Source organism: Paenibacillus sp. FSL E2-8871, from assembly GCF_038000345.1.
In the GTDB taxonomy this organism is placed as follows: Bacteria; Bacillota; Bacilli; order Paenibacillales; family Paenibacillaceae; genus Paenibacillus_AQ.
In genome coordinates, this window is sequence record NZ_JBBOBV010000001.1 from 4,347,902 (window position 1) to 4,365,804 (window position 17,903).

14 protein-coding genes are annotated in these 17,903 nt (G+C 45.5%); 7 read left to right on the plus strand and 7 right to left on the minus strand.

Going from position 1 to position 17,903, the window contains the following annotated elements; genetic code table 11:
• Nucleotides 1-83 precede the first annotated feature (83 nt).
• Entirely contained in the window at nt 84-971 is an 888-nt protein-coding gene (locus NYE25_RS19720; protein ID WP_341146647.1) for a DMT family transporter, read from the minus strand.
• A 96-nt stretch (nt 972-1,067) separates the two neighbouring features.
• Between NYE25_RS19720 and NYE25_RS19725 the strand changes: the two genes are divergently transcribed.
• Genes NYE25_RS19725 through NYE25_RS19735 form a run of 3 tightly spaced genes read left to right on the plus strand, consistent with a single transcriptional unit; the run spans nt 1,068 to nt 4,365 of the window.
• The gene (locus NYE25_RS19725) at nt 1,068-1,964 is read left to right on the plus strand and encodes a LysR family transcriptional regulator (RefSeq protein WP_341146648.1); all 897 of its coding nucleotides are present in this window, start codon (nt 1,068-1,070) and stop codon (nt 1,962-1,964) included.
• A 2-nt stretch (nt 1,965-1,966) separates the two neighbouring features.
• Nucleotides 1,967-2,941 carry an aldo/keto reductase gene (locus NYE25_RS19730; RefSeq protein WP_341146649.1) on the plus strand — a complete coding sequence of 325 codons (975 nt, stop codon included), beginning with the start codon at nt 1,967-1,969 and terminating at the stop codon, nt 2,939-2,941.
• A gap of 32 nt (nt 2,942-2,973) precedes the next feature.
• Nucleotides 2,974-4,365 (plus strand): aldehyde dehydrogenase, encoded by a 1,392-nt coding sequence (locus NYE25_RS19735; protein WP_341146650.1) that lies wholly within the window; start codon nt 2,974-2,976, stop codon nt 4,363-4,365.
• 70 nt (nt 4,366-4,435) lie between these two features.
• On the opposite strand, the gene pgmB is transcribed toward NYE25_RS19735, so the two are convergent.
• The 5 genes from pgmB to NYE25_RS19760 all read right to left on the minus strand — a co-directional run bounded on the left by pgmB (nt 4,436) and on the right by NYE25_RS19760 (nt 12,599).
• The gene (pgmB, locus tag NYE25_RS19740) at nt 4,436-7,441 is read right to left on the minus strand and encodes a beta-phosphoglucomutase (RefSeq protein WP_341146651.1); all 3,006 of its coding nucleotides are present in this window, start codon (nt 7,439-7,441) and stop codon (nt 4,436-4,438) included.
• Between the two features lie 74 nt (nt 7,442-7,515).
• Nucleotides 7,516-8,607, minus strand: coding sequence for a carbohydrate ABC transporter permease (locus NYE25_RS19745; RefSeq protein ID WP_042131499.1), 1,092 nt, complete (start codon nt 8,605-8,607; stop codon nt 7,516-7,518).
• Complete coding sequence (locus tag NYE25_RS19750) at nt 8,607-9,695, minus strand: carbohydrate ABC transporter permease (RefSeq protein WP_341147754.1); 1,089 nt, start codon at nt 9,693-9,695, stop codon at nt 8,607-8,609. Before NYE25_RS19750 ends, NYE25_RS19745 begins: the two co-directional genes overlap by 1 nt.
• A 142-nt stretch (nt 9,696-9,837) precedes the next feature.
• Nucleotides 9,838-11,262 carry an ABC transporter substrate-binding protein gene (locus NYE25_RS19755; RefSeq protein WP_076285069.1) on the minus strand — a complete coding sequence of 475 codons (1,425 nt, stop codon included), beginning with the start codon at nt 11,260-11,262 and terminating at the stop codon, nt 9,838-9,840.
• Nucleotides 11,263-11,594: 332 nt separating this feature from the next.
• Nucleotides 11,595-12,599 (minus strand): LacI family DNA-binding transcriptional regulator, encoded by a 1,005-nt coding sequence (locus NYE25_RS19760; RefSeq protein ID WP_076297981.1) that lies wholly within the window; start codon nt 12,597-12,599, stop codon nt 11,595-11,597.
• A 255-nt stretch (nt 12,600-12,854) separates the two neighbouring features.
• Here NYE25_RS19760 and NYE25_RS19765 point away from each other — a divergent pair, with 255 nt between their 5' ends.
• The 4 genes from NYE25_RS19765 (at nt 12,855) to pepT (ending at nt 17,365) form a co-directional block, all read left to right on the plus strand.
• Nucleotides 12,855-13,868: an LLM class flavin-dependent oxidoreductase gene (locus NYE25_RS19765; protein ID WP_341146652.1), complete on the plus strand. Its 1,014-nt coding sequence runs from the start codon at nt 12,855-12,857 to the stop codon at nt 13,866-13,868.
• A 475-nt stretch (nt 13,869-14,343) separates the two neighbouring features.
• Nucleotides 14,344-15,351, plus strand: a complete 1,008-nt coding sequence (locus NYE25_RS19770) for a hypothetical protein (RefSeq protein WP_341146653.1) — start codon at nt 14,344-14,346, stop codon at nt 15,349-15,351.
• Between the two features lie 31 nt (nt 15,352-15,382).
• Entirely contained in the window at nt 15,383-16,036 is a 654-nt protein-coding gene (locus NYE25_RS19775) for a sortase (RefSeq protein WP_341146654.1), read from the plus strand.
• A gap of 96 nt (nt 16,037-16,132) precedes the next feature.
• Nucleotides 16,133-17,365: a peptidase T gene (gene pepT, locus NYE25_RS19780; protein WP_341146655.1), complete on the plus strand. Its 1,233-nt coding sequence runs from the start codon at nt 16,133-16,135 to the stop codon at nt 17,363-17,365.
• 95 nt (nt 17,366-17,460) lie between these two features.
• On the opposite strand, the gene NYE25_RS19785 is transcribed toward pepT, so the two are convergent.
• Complete coding sequence (locus NYE25_RS19785; protein ID WP_036682121.1) at nt 17,461-17,838, minus strand: winged helix-turn-helix transcriptional regulator; 378 nt, start codon at nt 17,836-17,838, stop codon at nt 17,461-17,463.
• Nucleotides 17,839-17,903 lie beyond the last annotated feature (65 nt).

The following is a 17,903-nucleotide window of genomic DNA, read 5'->3' on the forward strand; positions in this document are numbered from 1 at the left end:
GAAGGTATAAGTTTCACACTATATTTTATCCCTATATTTCTCGCTTAAACGCTGTCTACTACTTATACTTCCTTAAATTCGAACTAAACCGACTGCTTTGCGGCACGTCCTATCCTCACATTCACCAGAACAATGCTGCTAACAATAAGCAGTAGACCCATCACAAGATTCAAAGTAATCTGCTCATTTAAAAAGACTACACTAGTACCTATCGAGATCAGTGGGATCAAAAAAGTGAATGATCCAACCTTCCCTGCCTCGCCCTCGTTAATCAGCTTGAAATAGATCAGCCAGCCTAAAGCGATCACAAAGACTGCAATAAACAGTGTATCGGCTATAAACGTTCCGCTCCAGGTGATATCCGACCACTTTTCTGTAGCAGATCCCGAAAGCAGCAAAATGATACCACCGATCGTTATTTGCATAGCGGTCATCCATAGCATATCCACGCGCACAGCATTTCGTTTCATATATACCGTTCCTAATGCCCAGCTCAAAGCACTGGCTAAAGCAAGCACAATTCCCCATACAGAGATGCTTCCGTTAAGTCCTCCAATACTGAGGGAGCCTACTCCGATGAACCCTAGCAACAGACCTGCCATTTTGAGCCCGTACATGCTCTCTCCTAACCACAGCCATGAAAAAATACCCAGCAATACCGGCTGCAGAAATACAATGGACGAGAATAATCCTGCGGGTACATACTGCAAGCCAATCGTCTGAAATCCATAATAAAACACGATACTTAATATAGCCGAGGTCAGATAGATCGGCCATAGCTGCTTGAAGCGAAGCTCCTTCATCTTAGGAAGTGCAATTAGAATAAGAATGAATCCACCGATGACGGTTCGGATACCTGCAAATAATAAGGGTGGAGCGTAGTCTAAGGCGATTTTGGATATAGGCCAATTTATGCCCCATACAATCACCAAAAATATAAGAAGGATGATGCTTTTCTTCTGCTGATTCATATATTCACTCCTTGGTGTAGATTCATCACAAATGATACAATAATTAAGAATATAAATGAAATGAATAATACTCATAAGGGGCATATCATATTTGTTATGAACAATAATCAAATTCGTTTGTTCGTCAAAATCGCAGAGAGCGGTAGTTTTACCAAAGCTGGTGTAGAACTGAATATGACCCAACCTGCTGTCAGTCGAGCAATTTCCTCTTTAGAAGCCGAACTGGATGTAAAGCTATTACTTCGAGATCGACGGAACGGTCTAATGCTTACTGACATCGGCAAGCGTATCCTTGTTATTTTTCGTGAAATTCTAATGGGCTTTGATAAGGTCAATCAGGAGATTTTTGCCGAGAGGGGGCTTGAGAAGGGAAGCATTCGAATTGGGGCTTTTCCAGTGGCTTCTGCCTATTTTTTACCGAAGATTATTAGCTCTATCACTGAAAGATATCCGAATATTACGATTAGCCTGCAGGAGGGCTCTATCGCCGAAGTCAGAGAATGGCTGGAATCCAAAGAAATTGATGTTGGCTTATTGCTCGCTCCTTGCGAGGCGTTCGAAACCATCCCACTATATAGAGAAAAGCTGTACGCTGTAATCAGAGATGACCATCCTTTGCACGAGCGTTCTGTCATAGGTGTGAGAGAATTAGCAGGTGAGCCTATGCTGATCTGTAAAGCAGGTTATGAACCACCGGTGGTAGATTTATTCCGCAGAAGCAGCAGCTATCTGAATGTAAAATATGTGGTTAATAACTATGCAACAGCTCTTAATATGGTTCAAGAGGGGCTGGCTGTAGGTGTGATGTCTGAGCTATCTTTGTTATCTTTACCTCCAAATGTAGTAACCCGTGAATTGCAGCCCGACGCCTATAGAGATATACATATTGCAGTCAGCTCGCTTACCGATACTTCCATAGCTGTAAAGATGTTCATAGAGACAGCTATGGATCTTTTTACTAAGCCTAAAAAAATGGATGATGAGGAGTGCTGAAGATGAACTTTAAAAGACTTGGAAATAGCGGACTACAAGTATCCGCATTGGGACTGGGGACAAATGCTTTTGGTAAAAGGGCGGATCAAGAGACCTCCATAAAGATCGTACATACTGCGCTGGATCATGGCATTAACTTTATCGATACCGCTAATATTTACGCCGGCTCCGAATCTGAGCGAATCATCGGTTTGGCCTTGGAAAGTAGAAGACATGAGGCTGTTCTCGCCACTAAAGCAGGTTTAGTTAAGCATGACGGACCTAACGGAAGCGGCTCCTCGAGGCGCCATTTGATGCAGGAATTAGAAGATAGTCTTCGCCGCCTAAAAACGGACTATGTCGATCTATACCAGATTCACACCTTCGATCCCAATACGCCACTCGAAGAGACGTTACGGACCTTGGATGATATGGTATCTTCGGGCAAAGTACGCTATATCGGGGCTTCCAACTATACAGCATGGCAATTAATGAAGGCGATTGGAATTTGTGAGGCACGGAGCTTCGCCAAATATATTTCAATTCAGTGTAGCTACTCCTTAGCGGATCGGACCCCGGAGAATGAGCTTCTCTCCCTTTGTCTTGATCAAGGTGTAGGGATTATTCCTTATTTTCCACTGGCGGGCGGAATTCTCACAGGTAAATATAACTCAAACGGTTCCGCACCTTCAGGATCCAGAGCAGATACCGATCCTAATTTCAAAAGATTCCTGAATCATGAACGGATCGAACTGGGGAACAAAGTGGGGCAGATAGCTGAAGAACTGGGAACCTCTTCTACAGCACTTTCCTTAGCTTGGCTCATGAATCGTCCTGCCGTCTCGACAGTTATTGTTGGGGCTACACGCGTGGAGCAGCTGGAACAGAATTTGCATAGTACCTCCATTCAGCTTAACGAAGAGACAGTGAGCAATCTGGACGAGGCAAGTGATTCCTTCCGCTTTGGCGAGCCCTTCGCCTTTTATCGGCTCCCATAGTCTGAACTACTATAATGAAGGAGGGGAGTATTATGACAACACATACAACGGCTAGTATTCAAGTGATGCTTGAAGAACATAAGGACTTTTTTAATCGTGGCGCAACTAAAGAGGTTGCCTTTCGGCTTAGTCAGCTACAGAAACTTAAAGACAGTATTAAACGATACGAGGTTCGCATTATCACTGCCTTACAACAGGATTTAGGAAAAAGTGAGTTCGAGGCTTATGCCACAGAGATTGGCTTCACCTTGGACAGCCTAGGTTACATGATGAAGCATCTCAGACGTTGGGCGAAGCCCGTAAAGGTTAGATCACCACTGCATTTATTTCCTGCGAAGAGTTATATCTTAAGTGAACCTTACGGTACCGCGCTCATTATAGGTCCTTTTAATTATCCATTTCAGTTGCTGATCGAACCGCTTATAGGCGCCATTGCCGCTGGAAACTGCGCTGTCCTCAAGCCATCGGAGAGCACACCAGCCATTACGGCTGTTATAGAGCAGCTCATTCAGGAGACCTTCGAACCCCAGTATATTCGCGTAGTTCAGGGGGAGAAAGAGACCACCAATCTGCTGATCCATGCCAAGTTTGATTATATTTTCTTCACGGGCAGTGTTCCGGTCGGCAAAATCGTGATGGAAGCCGCTGCGAAGAATCTAGTGCCTGTAACCTTGGAGCTTGGCGGGAAAAGTCCGGTCATTGTCGACACATCAGCCAATCTTGATGTTGCAGCGAAGCGAATCGTATGGGGAAAATTATTAAATGCCGGTCAAACCTGTATCGCCCCCGATTATTTGCTCGTTCATAAGGACATTGCTAATGAATTGATCACCAAAATCAAACATCAGATTACTGAATTCTACGGTCAAAATACGCAGCCGAATACAGATTATGGCCGGATCGTAAATGAGCGCCAGCTGCAAAGACTCGCCAGTCTCATTGAACGGGATCGGGAAAAGGTGGTTATGGGCGGAACCGTCATTTCAGAAGAACGTTATATTGAACCTACACTAATCTATCCTGCGGCTTGGACTGACGCTTCTATGGAAGATGAGATCTTCGGTCCGATCCTACCCATATTGGAATATCATCAATTGGATGAAGCTATCCAGAGTATTAACGAGCACCCAAAACCACTTGCACTTTATCTATTCACAGAGGATAAAAATGTTGAACAAGAGGTGCTTTCCCGAGTCTCTTTCGGAGGAGGCTGCATCAATGATACGATCTCGCATGTGGCGAACGCTAGCTTGCCGTTTGGTGGGGTAGGCAACTCTGGAATCGGCGGTTATCACGGGAAGCACAGCTTTGAAGTCTTTTCCCACCGCAAAAGCATCGTTAAGAGAGGCACACGAATCGACCTCGGGATTGTGTACCCACCCTATGGGAATAAGATCAAGCTGGTACGAAAAGTATTAAAATAGACAAAGCAGCAAGCCTCCCATGACTGGGAGGCTTGCTGCTTATTAAGCTTATCGGGAGAAATACTTTTCACTACTCAAAAAACTGTACCAATTTCTCTACATGCAACTCCGCGGTAGAAGGGAACCATAGCTCAGCACTCTCTTTCAAGGATGAACTTCCGGCTCCAACGGACCTCATACCAGCGGCTTTGATGGCTGCTATCCCCTCCGCTGTATCTTCGATAGCTACGCAGCAGTCAGGTGATATGCCCAGCATCTCGGTAACCTGTAAATAAATTTCCGGATCTGGCTTGCCCATACGGATGTTTTTAGGGTCAGCAATCGCCTGAAACAAGCGCCCGATCTTCAATCGTTCAAGAATCAGCATCGCATTCTCATTAACGGAAGCCAGCCCGACAGGGATTCGCCTTTTCTTCAAATCGGTCAGAAGACTATGGATACCCGGGTGCAAATCATCCGGTGTCATTTGTTGAATCAGCTGTTTATACTTTTCGTTCTTTTTGTTGCAGAGCATTCCTTTTACCGGTTGGGGTAAATTCAGACCGCTTCCCTCCAGTAGAATCTCTAAACATTCCATTCGACTATGGCCCTTCAGACGTACATGCTTCTCTCTATCAAAAGAAATCGCCAGCTCATCGGCTAAGGCTTTCCAGGCCAGATAATGATACTCACTAGAATCGGTAATAATCCCGTCCAGCTCGAAAATAACAGCTTCAAGCTGCTTCACATTTGAAAGGGTCACCGGCTTCTTTACAGTTAACTGCACAAGGCTCCCTTTATGTAGAATTTCAATCTCTTCACCTGTCAGTAGTGTATAAATCACTACCTTACTATCAACATAAATATCCAATAAGTGCCCACCACTTGTTATTTTAAACCGATAGCTGTCCCATTGTGCTGGCAAGGCAGGATTAAAGGACAGCATACCGCCACATAAGCGCATCCCACCAAACCCATTCACAATCGACAGCCAAGATCCTGCCATAGCAGCAGTATGCAGCCCGTCCTTCACATTGCGGTTAATATCATCTAAATCCATCCGTACCGTGCGGTCAAAATAGGCGTACGCCCCCGTTAAATCACCAATCTCAGCAGAAATAATACTGTGAATGCACGGTGACAAAGAAGAATCATGTGTCGTTAGCGGCTCATAGTAATTGTAATTGCGGATCTTGTCCGCCAAGCTGAACTGATCACCTAACAGAAACATGGCCATCACCAGATCTGCCTGTTTGAGCACCTGATGGCGGTAAATCACCAACGGATGGTAATGAAGCAGAAGTGGATATTTATCCGCTGGCGTATGTTCAAAGTCCCACTTTTTCTTAGTCAGAAACGTATCATCCTGAGCATAGATGCCAAGCTCCTCATCAAAAGGGACATACATTTTTTCTGCGGCGACCAGCCAATCATCAGGCTCTTCCTCAGTCAGACCAATCTTGCCCTTCAGACGTTCAAAATGCTCCGGATACTGCTTTCCTAACAGTCTGGCTATCTCATATGCATAATAGAGTTGATCCCGTACCATAAGATTAGTGTATGCATTATTGTTAACGATAGCTGTATACTCATCTGGACCCGTTACTGCGTCAATACAGAACGCACCCTCCCTGGCTGGATTAAAATGACCCAGATCCACCCAAAAGCGGGAGGTCTCGAAAATCATTTCCGCCCCCTCCAGGACCAGAAACTCATAATCGCCAGTTGCCTGCACATACTGTTTAATGGCATAGGCAATATCCGCGTTAATATGCATTTGTGCTGTTCCTGCCGGAAAATAGGAAGAGTTCTCAGCCCCGTCTATGGTGCGCCAAGGATACAGTGCTCCCTTCTGAGACATCACTGCTGCCCGTTCCCGTGCCTTATCTAACGTAGCATAACGAAACTCGAGTAGCTTCCGGCTAATCTCCGGCTGTGTAAATGTAAAGAAGGGTATCATATACATCTCAGTATCCCAGAAATAGTGACCTTCGTATCCTTCACCCGTCAGGCCCTTGGCCCCGATGTTCGTAACCCCGTCGCGTCCTACGGATTGCAGCAATTGAAAAGCATTAAAACGGATACCCTGTTGAAGCGCAAGATCGCCCTGAATCTCCACATCGGTATGTGCCCAGAATTGATCCAGAAAAGCCCGTTGTTCATGAACTAGCGCTTCAAACCCACAGTTCTCCGCCAAGTGTTGCACTTCTAAGCACCTGCCTAACAGCTCGTCTTCTGCATAATCCTTAGAAGTGTGATACGAAATGTACTTGGTCAGGGAGATCCTTTCCCCCATTATCACTGGAACAACCCATTGCATGGACAATCGCTGATCTTCTAGCTGCACGAGCCTTTCATATCCAGCGCTACATTTCAGACTGTGGCTTATCCCTGTTAAAAGAGCAAACCCGGTATGCCGCGTCCTCTGCTTCATCCACAAAAAGGACTGCTCGAGCTCATGACCGGTTTCGACTAGCAGCAAATTGGGTTCCTTACTCCCTGATCCCAGCCGAGGGTCATCCGTGACCTCCGGCCTTTGGATCTCACCATCGATCGATGAAGTAAACGTTAGGGTTCCCTCAAAATTCAATGCCTTGACCTCGTAATCTATGGCCGCTAAATGTTTATGCTGCATGGCCACCATCCGACGAATGTTCAGCTGTACCCTGTGTCCGGCAGGAGATTCCCATTCTACCTGCCGATGCAAGATCCCATTTCGCATATCCAGCTTCCGTTCATAACGGTGCACTTGCCCACTGTTCAACTGAAAGGTATGACCCTCAATGCTGAGCTCAATAATCTTGGCATCCGTCACGTTCAGCATGGCTTGGTTGCGGGAAGGATACCCATAAGCTCCCTCTGGATACACAATAGGCTCGGAATCAAAAAATCCATTCAAATAGTTCCCTATTACAGATGAGCCCGAGTGGCCATGGTAACCTTCCTCGAAATTACCGCGCATGCCAATGTATCCATTACCCAGAGCAAATACACTTTCGCTTCTTTGATTGTTCTCTTCATCATAAGTCTCCTCATCAAGACTCCACTCCCGGTAAGGATACACCGCAGCCGGATGTACGTATGGTTTCATCTTCATCTCTCTATGCTCCTCCTGACACAGTTTTGTTCAATTAGCTATACTTTATCCTTATAATTCCTGAAATGTTCAAATCAACCTTTTATTGATCCACCCATAAGCCCTCTGACGAAATACTTTTGCAGCAGGAAAAAAATCGCGAGCGGCATCAGCATGGAGATAAATGCAGCCGAGGTGAGTAAATGCCAGTCGTTGCCTCGTGAGCCTACTAAGTCGGCGATCTTCATCGACATGACCTGCACTGACGGTTGATTGCCGATAAAAATCAGCGAGACTAAATAGTCATTCCACACCCATAGGAATTGAAAGATTCCGATAGAAGCCAGTGCGGGCACAGATAACGGTAGAATCAGCCTACTGAAAATAGTGAAATGGCTCGCCCCATCCATAAAAGCTGATTCAAACAAATCCTTAGGAAGCTGACTGATAAAGTTATACATAAAGTAGGTAACCAGCGGTAATCCAAAGGCCGTATGCGCCAGCCAAATGCCCAAGTAACTTCCGTTCAGTCCAAGAGCTGTATAATCTTTGAGCACTGGAATAAGTGCCACTTGTATTGGAATAACGAGCATAGCGATAATGATGACAAAAAGTGTGCGGCGCCCAGGAAAACGTAGCCAAGCAAAAGCATAGGCGGCAAAAGAAGCAATTAACACCGGAATGACCGTCGCTGGAACAGCGATCGTCAGTGTATTCCAGAAGGCTTGCGACAATCCGGTACCCTTTTGCACCGTTTCACTGCCATCGGCTTGCTTGAGCTTGTATTCCTTGCCCGAGAGCACGTTATTGTAGTTATCCAATGTGAGATCCGGTGTCATTTTCCAGCCTTGTTCCTGTTGATTTATGGTACGCGCTCTGCGGTTCTCCCACATCAAACGACTGCCATCGGCCTTCACGCCTGCCTTCAGCTGATCATCTGTATAGGTTTTGCCATTCACCTCGATCGGCTCCCGCAGATCCACATCCTTCGATAGCTGAAGGGTCTCTCCAGCCTTCCACTCCTGATGGGGAAAAGCTTTCCACCATCCAGTCTGCAGAATATCGGCAGCCGGACGGAAGGAGGAAATGAACAGCCCAAGGGTCGGAAGCAACCAAATGAAACAAATCACACCCAGCACGATATTAACAATCGTCTTGCTGCCTTTTCTCTTCTTTTTCCCGGCCATTAGAATCCCCCTTGCTTACGGAACTGACGTAGATTGATTATGATCACAGGCAACACCGCGATCAGCAGAACAATAGCCAGCGTGGAGCCATAACCGAAATTCCGGTACATAAAGAATTGGCGGTAAAACTGTGTAGCCACTACCTCTGTATCGTATTGACCTCCTGTCATCACCATGACGACGTCAAATATTTTCAATGTAAAGACGATAATGGTCGTTGTCACAGTCAGAATGGTTGCTGAAATGTAGGGGATCATGATTCCAAAGAAGATCTTCACCTCATTAGCACCATCCACTCGTGCAGCTTCCAATATGTCATCAGGAACTCCCTTAATAGCTGCCGAGAATATCACCATCGCAAATCCGGTCTGCATCCAGATCAGAATGATGATGAGGAAAAAGTTATTCCACGGCTGAAGCATACTCGTCCATGCCTGTGGTTCTCCCCCAAAATAAGTAACGATGGCGTTCAAAAGTCCAATTTGTTCATCGCCGGGTTGATAGTAATATACAAACTTCCAAATAACGCCTGCGGCTACAAAAGAAATAGCCATCGGCATAAAAATGATCGATTTAGCTAGCTTCTCATAGCTGCTTCTGTCGGCAAGAATTGCAATCAAGAGCCCAAAAGCTACACATGCCAGTGTACCAACGAATACCCAAAGCAAGTTGTTACGCAGTGCCGTCGCCATTAGATGGTCGCTAAAGATCGCTGCATAGTTGCTGAGACCCACAAATTTCTCTGAAGAAGCATTGAAAAAGCTTAAATACAGCGTCCGCAGCGCAGGCAGCACCAATAGCCACCCCAATATAATCACTGCCGGACCAATAAAAATATAAGGCAATACCTTTCGGCGTACGTAATCAGGATATTGCTCGACTGCCCAGGTAAGTGTGTAATAGATCAGATAAACACCCAGAACCCCCCATAGAACAGCCAGAACCGCCGTTAGTAGCGGGTTTAGCGTCGAATCCCGAAAGAATAAAAAGATCGCGCCATTAACAACAACATTGGCTATTAATACTAAAAGAGACAGCAATACCGCCCTAAGGCTTACCGTCTGCTTGGCTTTTAATTGTGGCTTCATTTGTGGTTGTGGTTGTAGTTGTGATTGTCCACCCATATTAGCTCCAGCTCCTCCTATACTCGCGCTTTGGAAAACAAAAAGAGGGGCAGAGAACCTTCAAATCTCGCTGCCCCTCTTTTAACTGTGTGCTTTCAATATTAGGTTAGTTGTTCCAGCCAGACTGGATTTGTTCCAACGCCTGATCCAGCGTCGCAGTACCGCTTACGTAGTCGGTCATGCCCTTCCAGAAGGTACCTGCGCCCACTTTGCCCGGCATCAGGTCAGAGCCATCAAAGCGCAGCGTTGAAGCATCCTGAACCAGCTTCGCCATCCGGCGATCGGATTCTGAGGTATACCAATCAAGGGAAGCATCATTCATTGGAGCAATTACGCCGCCCGATTGCACCCAGCTCTTAATGGATTCTCCTGTAGTAAAGAATTCCATAACTGCACGAACTTCAGGACGATCGTTGAACATCGCGTAAATATCGCCAGCAACTAGTACTGGTTTACCATATTGAGGGTCAATAGGCGGCAGGTAGAACCAATCATAATCTACATCAACCTTTGCGGTTTCAGGGAAGAAGCTTGTAATAAAGTTGCCGAGCATATTAAACCATGCTTTAGGAGGATTATTGAACATTGGTGCTGGGGCATCCCCGAACGATGTCGTCACGATGGATTTTGCACCACCATAGACATAATCCTTGTTGAGCCAAATTTTGGACATGGTTTCAACTGCATTCTTCACTTCTGGAGAGGTAAATGGCAGCTCACCTTTTACCCATTTATCGTAGTTCTCAGGTGTAGTTGTGCGCAGCATTATATTTTCTACCCAGTCTGTTGCCGGCCAGCCTGTTGCAGCACCACTCTCGATTCCAATAGCCCAAGCAGGATCACCGTCTTTCGCAATTTGTTCCGTCAGAGCCATCATCTCATCCCATGTCTCAGGAACCTTGTAGCCTGCTTCATCAAATTGCTTTTTTGGATACCAGACCAAGCTCTTTACGTTACTGCGGTTCCAGATCCCCGCCATGATCTTGCCGTCTTTCCCGTCCATATTAGACATATCAAGCCAGCTCTTGTTGTAATTAGCCGTCAATTTGGCTTGATCCAGCACGTTAGTTAAATCGATAACCTTGCCAGTCTTAGCAATGGAGGCTAGCAGTCCCGGCTGCGGGAAATCAGCGATATCCGGAGCATTTCCACCGTCTACTCGAATGTTTATCGTAGCTTCGAACTCTTTTGAGCCCTCGTATTGAATATCAATTCCTGTCTTCTCTTCAAACTCTTTAATACTATTCTCAAATTTCACTTGGTCAGCATCTACGAAGGGGCCGAACATCGTTACTTTAGTTCCTTTATAGTCGCCCTTCATGGCTAGCTCTAGCGGAGATCCCGATGGCTCGGTGCTAGGAGCAGTTGTAGCTTTCTCAGTGTTATCTGCTGTTGGGCTGGTAGTCGCCGCAGGTGGATCTGTAGGCGCTGCATTGTTGTTATTGCCTCCGCCGCATGCGCTCAGCATCATAGTGAAGGATAAACACAGTACTAAAGCCAATGACTTTTTACGTCCTGAGGTTTTCTTCATCTTTTGTACATCCCCTTTAATGGTTTTAGAGATTGCTTCTGACTCAATCATCCGGTACCCTGGCATGTATAAGCAGCTTGTAGCAGATCACCTCCTTGCAAAGCTTTTCAGAATCTAAGGATCTATACTAAAAAAGAATCCAATCATAAATTCCAATTAATTGTAGCGCTTACATTTGTTATAGTATCACATAAAGTAAGCGTTTCCAATCTGTATTTGAAATGTTTTGGTAAAAATTATTTTTATTGTCTAAGCAAATATTCAAATGTTGCTTAAGACGAGCGCTGAATTCTGAAAAGCTTTTCAGAGGGTGGTACAAAAGTGAACTACCCCTATTTTTCTCGTGTAGATTCCCGCACAATCAGCTTATGCTCCATCTTCTCATTCAATACCTGCACTTCACCTGTTGTAAGCAATTCATGCAGCTTCTCGGCCGCACGATACCCTAACTCGTAAATTGGCTGTGCAATCGTAGTTAGCTTCGGGATGAACATACCCGACATCCTTAGATTATCAAACCCAATCACGGATACCTGACCCGGAACAAGAATATTACGATCCTTCAGATAAGAAATCGTCCCCATCGCGAATTCATCAGCAACACAGAAAACAGCAGTTAGCTCAGGGTAATCCGTAAATAGTTCGTGCGCAGCTTGATAAGCATGTTCAAACCGGTGACTGGCATATTTGCTCTTCACAATATTCTGCTGTAGCCCTGACTCTGTTAGTGCTCTTACAAATCCCTCATAGCGTGGTGGTCCTGATACGGAATTATCATGGTTAAAACCAATCATACCAATGTCTTTATGACCTAAATCAATCAGGAACTTTACCGCATCATAGGCAGCCGCTTCATCATCCACCTCCACACTTGGAATGTCGAACTCATCGGAATGCGAGGACACTAGCACAAATGGAATTCTACAACCGACCAATTTGTCATGATACTCAGGGTAAAGAAAATCACTGGCGAATACAATTCCATCCACCTGCTTCTCATGGAAGTTATCAATATAGGACAGTAGTCGTTCTTTGTCGCGGTCCGTATTGCAGATCATTAGACTATACCCAAGCTTGATACAAGCATCCTGCATCCCCCGAATCACCCCTGCGAAATACAGGTTCTCAATATCCGGAATAAGCAGGCCCAGTGTAAAGGACTTCTTGTAAATCAAACCACGTGCAAATGAATTAGGTTGATACCGCAATCGTTCTACAGCCTCCATCACTCGATTCCGTTTGCTCTCCACTACCGAATTCGGTGCATTCATAACACGTGACACTGTGCTAATCGACACCTCGGCCATTCTGGCAACATCTCTTATGGTTGGCTTCATAATGATAACTTCCTTTTTTAGGGAACTTTTCGATGTGATTATAGCAAGCCCGATTGGAAATAACAATAGAATTTTTAAAGCGCTTACATTGTTTTTAAAATTCATCTTCTCCTCCTCTTTCTTCACTCGGAAGATAAACGACTTACTTAAAGTGTGTATATAGTTTTATTACATGGTATACTATCCGAGTAGCGATATTCGTAGCTACAAATACTGCTCTATGAGCATAGAGCATTTATTATAGGAGGGATAACATTGAAACAACCTCGTGACATTCGATTCTCCGTACTGGACCTGGCTTCTATTGTGGAAGGAGGGACCGCGGCAGACTCTTTTCATAACTCACTAGATTTAGCTCGGAACGCTGAGAAGTGGGGCTATCATCGGTATTGGTTCGCTGAACATCATAATATGATCGGAGTTGCCAGCTCTGCTACCTCACTCTTGATCGGACATATTGCTGGTGGCACCCAAAGTATACGTGTTGGCTCTGGTGGCATTATGCTATCCAACCACGCACCACTTGTTATTGCCGAACAGTTCGGGACTCTCGAATCTCTATATCCGGGACGGATCGATCTTGGACTGGGCAGAGCACCCGGATCTGATCAACCAGCTTCCCGTGCGCTGCGTCGCGGGCTCGGAAGCGATGGCAGTGAATTCCCTGAGCAGCTAAGTGAGCTAAGAGCTTACTTCGACCCTTCAGGAGCAGGATCGCGCCCAGCTGGAGTACGCGCGGTTCCTGGGGAAGGCTTAAATGTTCCCATCTGGCTCTTAGGCTCCAGCGGCTTTAGTGCTGAGCTAGCAGCCAAGCTAGGGCTGCCTTTTGCCTTTGCCAGCCATTTTGCACCTGAGTATTTACTTCAGGCGCTGCACATATACCACAGTAATTTCCGTCCATCAGAAGTACTAGACAAACCTTATGTTATGGTCGGACTAGGGGTTACAGCAGCCGATACCGTAGATGAGGCAAGAAAGCTAGCTACCTCGCAGCAGCAGCAGTTCCTCAATATCATCCGCGGGCGTACAGGCAAGCTACAACCACCCGTTGAGAGTATGGATGGGCTATGGACGGTACAAGAAAAAGCAATCATGCTCGATAAGCAGCGTTATTCTTTCTCTGGCGATAAAGCAGTGATTAAAGAAAGACTTCAAGACATTCTGAAAGAGACACAAGCAGATGAATTGATTATCTCCGCAGGGATTTATGATCATGAAGCTCGTCTTCGTTCCTATGAAATTGTAGCTGAGGCTATGAAAGAACTGTAAGATTGCAGTCTTAACAAGGCAGGACGTTATCTGAGTATCGGGAATTCTCCCGTTTCAGATATTCGTCTTGCCTTTTTTGTTTTGTTTTCGAAACCGTTCTTAATAAAACACTAATAAGATATTAAAAAACATAAAAATAAAGAGATATAGAGAGAAATCAACAGATAAACAGACCATATACTTATTATTTAAGCAAATATGATCTAATTAGTTGTAATACATCATTTTTCTTTGGATATCATTTTGATTATACTTTATATATTCGCTATAACGAACGATTTGTATTTTGGCTATGCCCTCTTTCTCCGTTCATTCAGAAAGATTCCGCCCACAAATGAAAGAGTGGTACTTTACAATACCACTTATTTCGACAATGTAGAATGGAATAATCGTTTAAAACGGAGAATTTTGCCGGAAGCCCGCAGATTTTGTTTTTCAACAGCTACAATGGGCTCAGGAGAAAGGAGCAAAGAAAGTGAAGAAGAAATACCATTCGGTCTTCATAGCTGCTTACGTTCTGATTATTCTGGTAGGAGTAATATGGCACGCTGGAGGGGTAAGCGCTCAGGATACCATTAAGCTTACTGTGAATTCTCATACCACGAGCACAGCCACCATGAACAATATGAAGCCCGGTGACGAAATGAGCTCAGAGTACACGATTATTAATGATGGCACAGAAGGCTTTGATTACTTTGTGGACTTTAAATTCATCTCTGGAGACGTAGAATTGTACAATATTCTCCAAATGACACTCGAAAAAGAGGGAGTAATCATCTATTCGGGAGTGATGAGTGAGGCTGCTGGCAGAGTAACCATCGGTTCACTTGCTGGAGGAGAGAAGAGTGTAATTCAAATGGATGTAACCTTCCCATGGGAAGCCGGCAACGAATATCAAGGGAAGGCCACGACCGTAGCTTTTGAATTCTCCGCTTCCGGAGAACCAAGTCCAACCACCGAGCCTACTTCAACGCCAACGCCAACGCCAACGCCAATAGCGACGGTTGCACCTACACCTGATCCATCACCTACAGCAACGGCAACAGCAACAACTGAACCTACTACAACACCTACTGAAACACCTACGGATTCACCAACGACTACTGCCTCACCTACAGCTGTCGTAACACCAGGTCAGTCAGTGCCTCCAACAGCAACTGCAACACCATCGCCTACACCTACGGCTTCACCGCCTGCAGTCGATGAAATAAGCGTTACTGAAGAACCGATTCCAATGGGCGGAAGCAGTAATGAGCCTACACCTGCAGCGTCACCAGGTGCTGGTAGTCAAGCCACCAGTGCAACACCTCAGCCAAGCGATGAGGTAGCCTTACCTGACGGCGACATTCCTTTGGGAGCACCAGAGGCAGGCAACGAGCTTCCAAATACCGCCGAGCCTTGGTATAACTTAATTCTGGCCAGCTTAGCTATTGCGGTACTCAGCGTGATCATCATGCGCAGATTGAAATCGAAGAAAGAATAACGTTTAGTAATTTAAGTCTGGAGGAGAGAGTATGAAGAAGCGTAATGGTGTCTTATTAACCGTGAAGCTAATCTTCATACTCTCTTTAGTTGTGCTGATTTATTCGATCGTTCAAGTCGTCAAAGCACCCATCGAGGCCAAGCAGGCCCTAAATGATTGGGCCAAAAAGAGGGAGGAAGCCATCGCCCGCCCCCTTTCAAATGAAGAGAACCCTCTCCCCAAGGGAATGGTCAGTTCTCCAAAAGAACAACCAGCTTCATCTCCTTCCTATAAAGAGGGTGAAGTGATTGGAGAAATCCGCTTCCCCACCTTAAATAAGAAGGTGGCTATTCTGGAGGGTACGGAAAGCCCTGAATTAAAAAAAGGAGCAGGACACTATATAGGTAGCGCAGCCATCGGCGCCATCGGTAATAGCGTGCTTGCTGGACACCGTGATACCGTATTCCGAAATCTAGGAGAACTTGTCGCAGGAGATCTGATCGAACTGGAAAGCATGGACGGTACGTTCACCTATGAAGTGACAGGCAGCACGATTGTAGACGGGAATGAACGCGGCGCAATAAAACTAAGCGATAAGGCTATTCTTACCTTGATCACCTGTTATCCTTTTTCATACGTGGGATCAGCACCGGACCGGTATTTACTTTCAGCGAAGCTAGTGAAGCAAGAAATATCGCCTCATTAAAGCTAATCTTAACTCTTAATCTTCCTCCTCAGGGATGAGACCGGATATGGAAAGTGATACTATATAGATACAACAGTAATGAGGAGATGACTCACAGTGAAAAAAGAGGTTATAGAACGGTTTATTTCGTATGCTCAAATGGATACCCAATCGAACGAGGATAATGAAACTTGTCCGTCCACTCCGGGGCAGATGGCGTTGGCCCACAAGCTGGTCGAAGAGCTCAAGGAGATCGGCATGGATGAAGTGCAGGTGGACGAGCATGGGTATGTCATGGCTACACTCCCAGCCAATACGGAGAAGGATGTTCCGACCATTGGTTTTTTGGCGCATCTCGATACAGCAACTGATTTCACAGGAACAAATGTAAAGCCACAGATCGTGGAGAACTACGATGGCAAAGATATTCTTCTGAACAAAGAATTAAATGTTGTATTGTCTAAAGCGAGCTTCCCAGAGCTGGCAGAATATAAAGGCCATACATTAATTACAACCGATGGTACCACCCTGCTTGGCGCAGACAATAAAGCCGGTATTGCCGAGATTATGACAGCTATGAATTACCTTCTTCAGCATCCAGAAATCAAACATGGCAAGATTAGAGTTGCCTTCACACCGGACGAAGAAATCGGCCGCGGACCTCATAAATTTGACGTAGCTGCTTTTAATGCTTCCTATGCTTACACTGTGGACGGAGGCCCACTCGGTGAACTAGAGTATGAAAGCTTTAATGCTGCATCAGCCAAAATCTCGGTTTACGGCGTCAATGTACATCCTGGTACTGCCAAAGGAAAAATGATTCATTCCGCAAAAATCGCTATGGCGCTCCATCTTAGACTCCCTGCTGAGGAAGCTCCAGAATTCACAGACGGTTATGATGGCTTCTACCACCTTAGCTCCATAGAAGGCACACCGGAATTCAGCAAGCTTCAATATATCATTCGTGACTTCGACCGCGAGAAATTCGAGGCACGTAAAGCCTTTCTTTCTGCCATCGTAGATGAATTCAAGAGCATCCATGGTGAAGAGAACATCGTGCTTGAAATGAAAGACCAATATTACAACATGCGCGAAAAAATCGAACCGGTGCGTCATATTGTCGATATTGCCCATGAGGCGATGGAGAATCTGAACATTACGCCGATCATCCGCCCGATTCGCGGGGGAACAGATGGCTCACAGCTTTCCTACATGGGTTTACCTACACCTAATATTTTCACGGGGGGCGAAAATTTCCACGGCAAATTCGAATACGCCTCTGCTGACAACATGGAAAAAGCGGTGAACGTAATCGTCGAGATCGCCAAGCTGTTCGAACAAAAAGCCTAAATCGTAATTCACGTCACTCCATATTGAATACAATAAATCCCTGAAAAGGTCGATTCAGACCTCTCAGGGATTATTAATGTTCAAAATCTATTCGATCAGCATCTTTCTTCCGGCGGCGTGTCTTTCCAGATCACGTTTTCCCCGTAATTCTTACCCCAATCATACATCAATCGAAGGACGGGAAGCAGACTCTGTCCATATGAAGTCAGAGAATACTCTACTTTTGGAGGAACCTCGGCATACACTTTCCGAAGAACCAACTGATCTTCTTCAAGCTCTCGAAGCTGATTGGTCAACATTTTTTGCGTGATATGAGGAATTAGCTTCTTCAGCTCACTGAACCGCTTTGTCCCTTCAAGCCCAAGATGCCACAGGATTATCAGCTTCCATTTGCCTCCGATCACCGCAAGCGTCAGTTCCTTCTCGCAGTTAATTTCCTTCAAATTGATGCGATCTTTAATCTCGGTCGCCATAACTAAAGCGCCTCCTCTCTCCTGTTGTCATACTAACACAAAAACGAATAACCTCCTTACTAGGA

Excerpts from the sequence above, each read along its gene's own strand:
- NYE25_RS19720 (WP_341146647.1), bottom strand. The coding sequence starts at position 971 with ATGAATCAGCAGAAGAAAAGCATCATCCTTCTTATATTTTTGGTGATT.
- NYE25_RS19725 (WP_341146648.1), top strand. The coding sequence starts at position 1,068 with ATGAACAATAATCAAATTCGTTTGTTCGTCAAAATCGCAGAGAGCGGT.
- NYE25_RS19730 (WP_341146649.1), top strand. The coding sequence starts at position 1,967 with ATGAACTTTAAAAGACTTGGAAATAGCGGACTACAAGTATCCGCATTG.
- NYE25_RS19735 (WP_341146650.1), top strand. The coding sequence starts at position 2,974 with ATGACAACACATACAACGGCTAGTATTCAAGTGATGCTTGAAGAACAT.
- pgmB (WP_341146651.1), bottom strand. The coding sequence starts at position 7,441 with ATGAAGATGAAACCATACGTACATCCGGCTGCGGTGTATCCTTACCGG.
- NYE25_RS19745 (WP_042131499.1), bottom strand. The coding sequence starts at position 8,607 with ATGGCCGGGAAAAAGAAGAGAAAAGGCAGCAAGACGATTGTTAATATC.
- NYE25_RS19750 (WP_341147754.1), bottom strand. The coding sequence starts at position 9,695 with ATGAAGCCACAATTAAAAGCCAAGCAGACGGTAAGCCTTAGGGCGGTA.
- NYE25_RS19755 (WP_076285069.1), bottom strand. The coding sequence starts at position 11,262 with ATGAAGAAAACCTCAGGACGTAAAAAGTCATTGGCTTTAGTACTGTGT.
- NYE25_RS19760 (WP_076297981.1), bottom strand. The coding sequence starts at position 12,599 with ATGAAGCCAACCATAAGAGATGTTGCCAGAATGGCCGAGGTGTCGATT.
- NYE25_RS19775 (WP_341146654.1), top strand. The coding sequence starts at position 15,383 with ATGAAGAAGCGTAATGGTGTCTTATTAACCGTGAAGCTAATCTTCATA.
- NYE25_RS19785 (WP_036682121.1), bottom strand. The coding sequence starts at position 17,838 with ATGGCGACCGAGATTAAAGATCGCATCAATTTGAAGGAAATTAACTGC.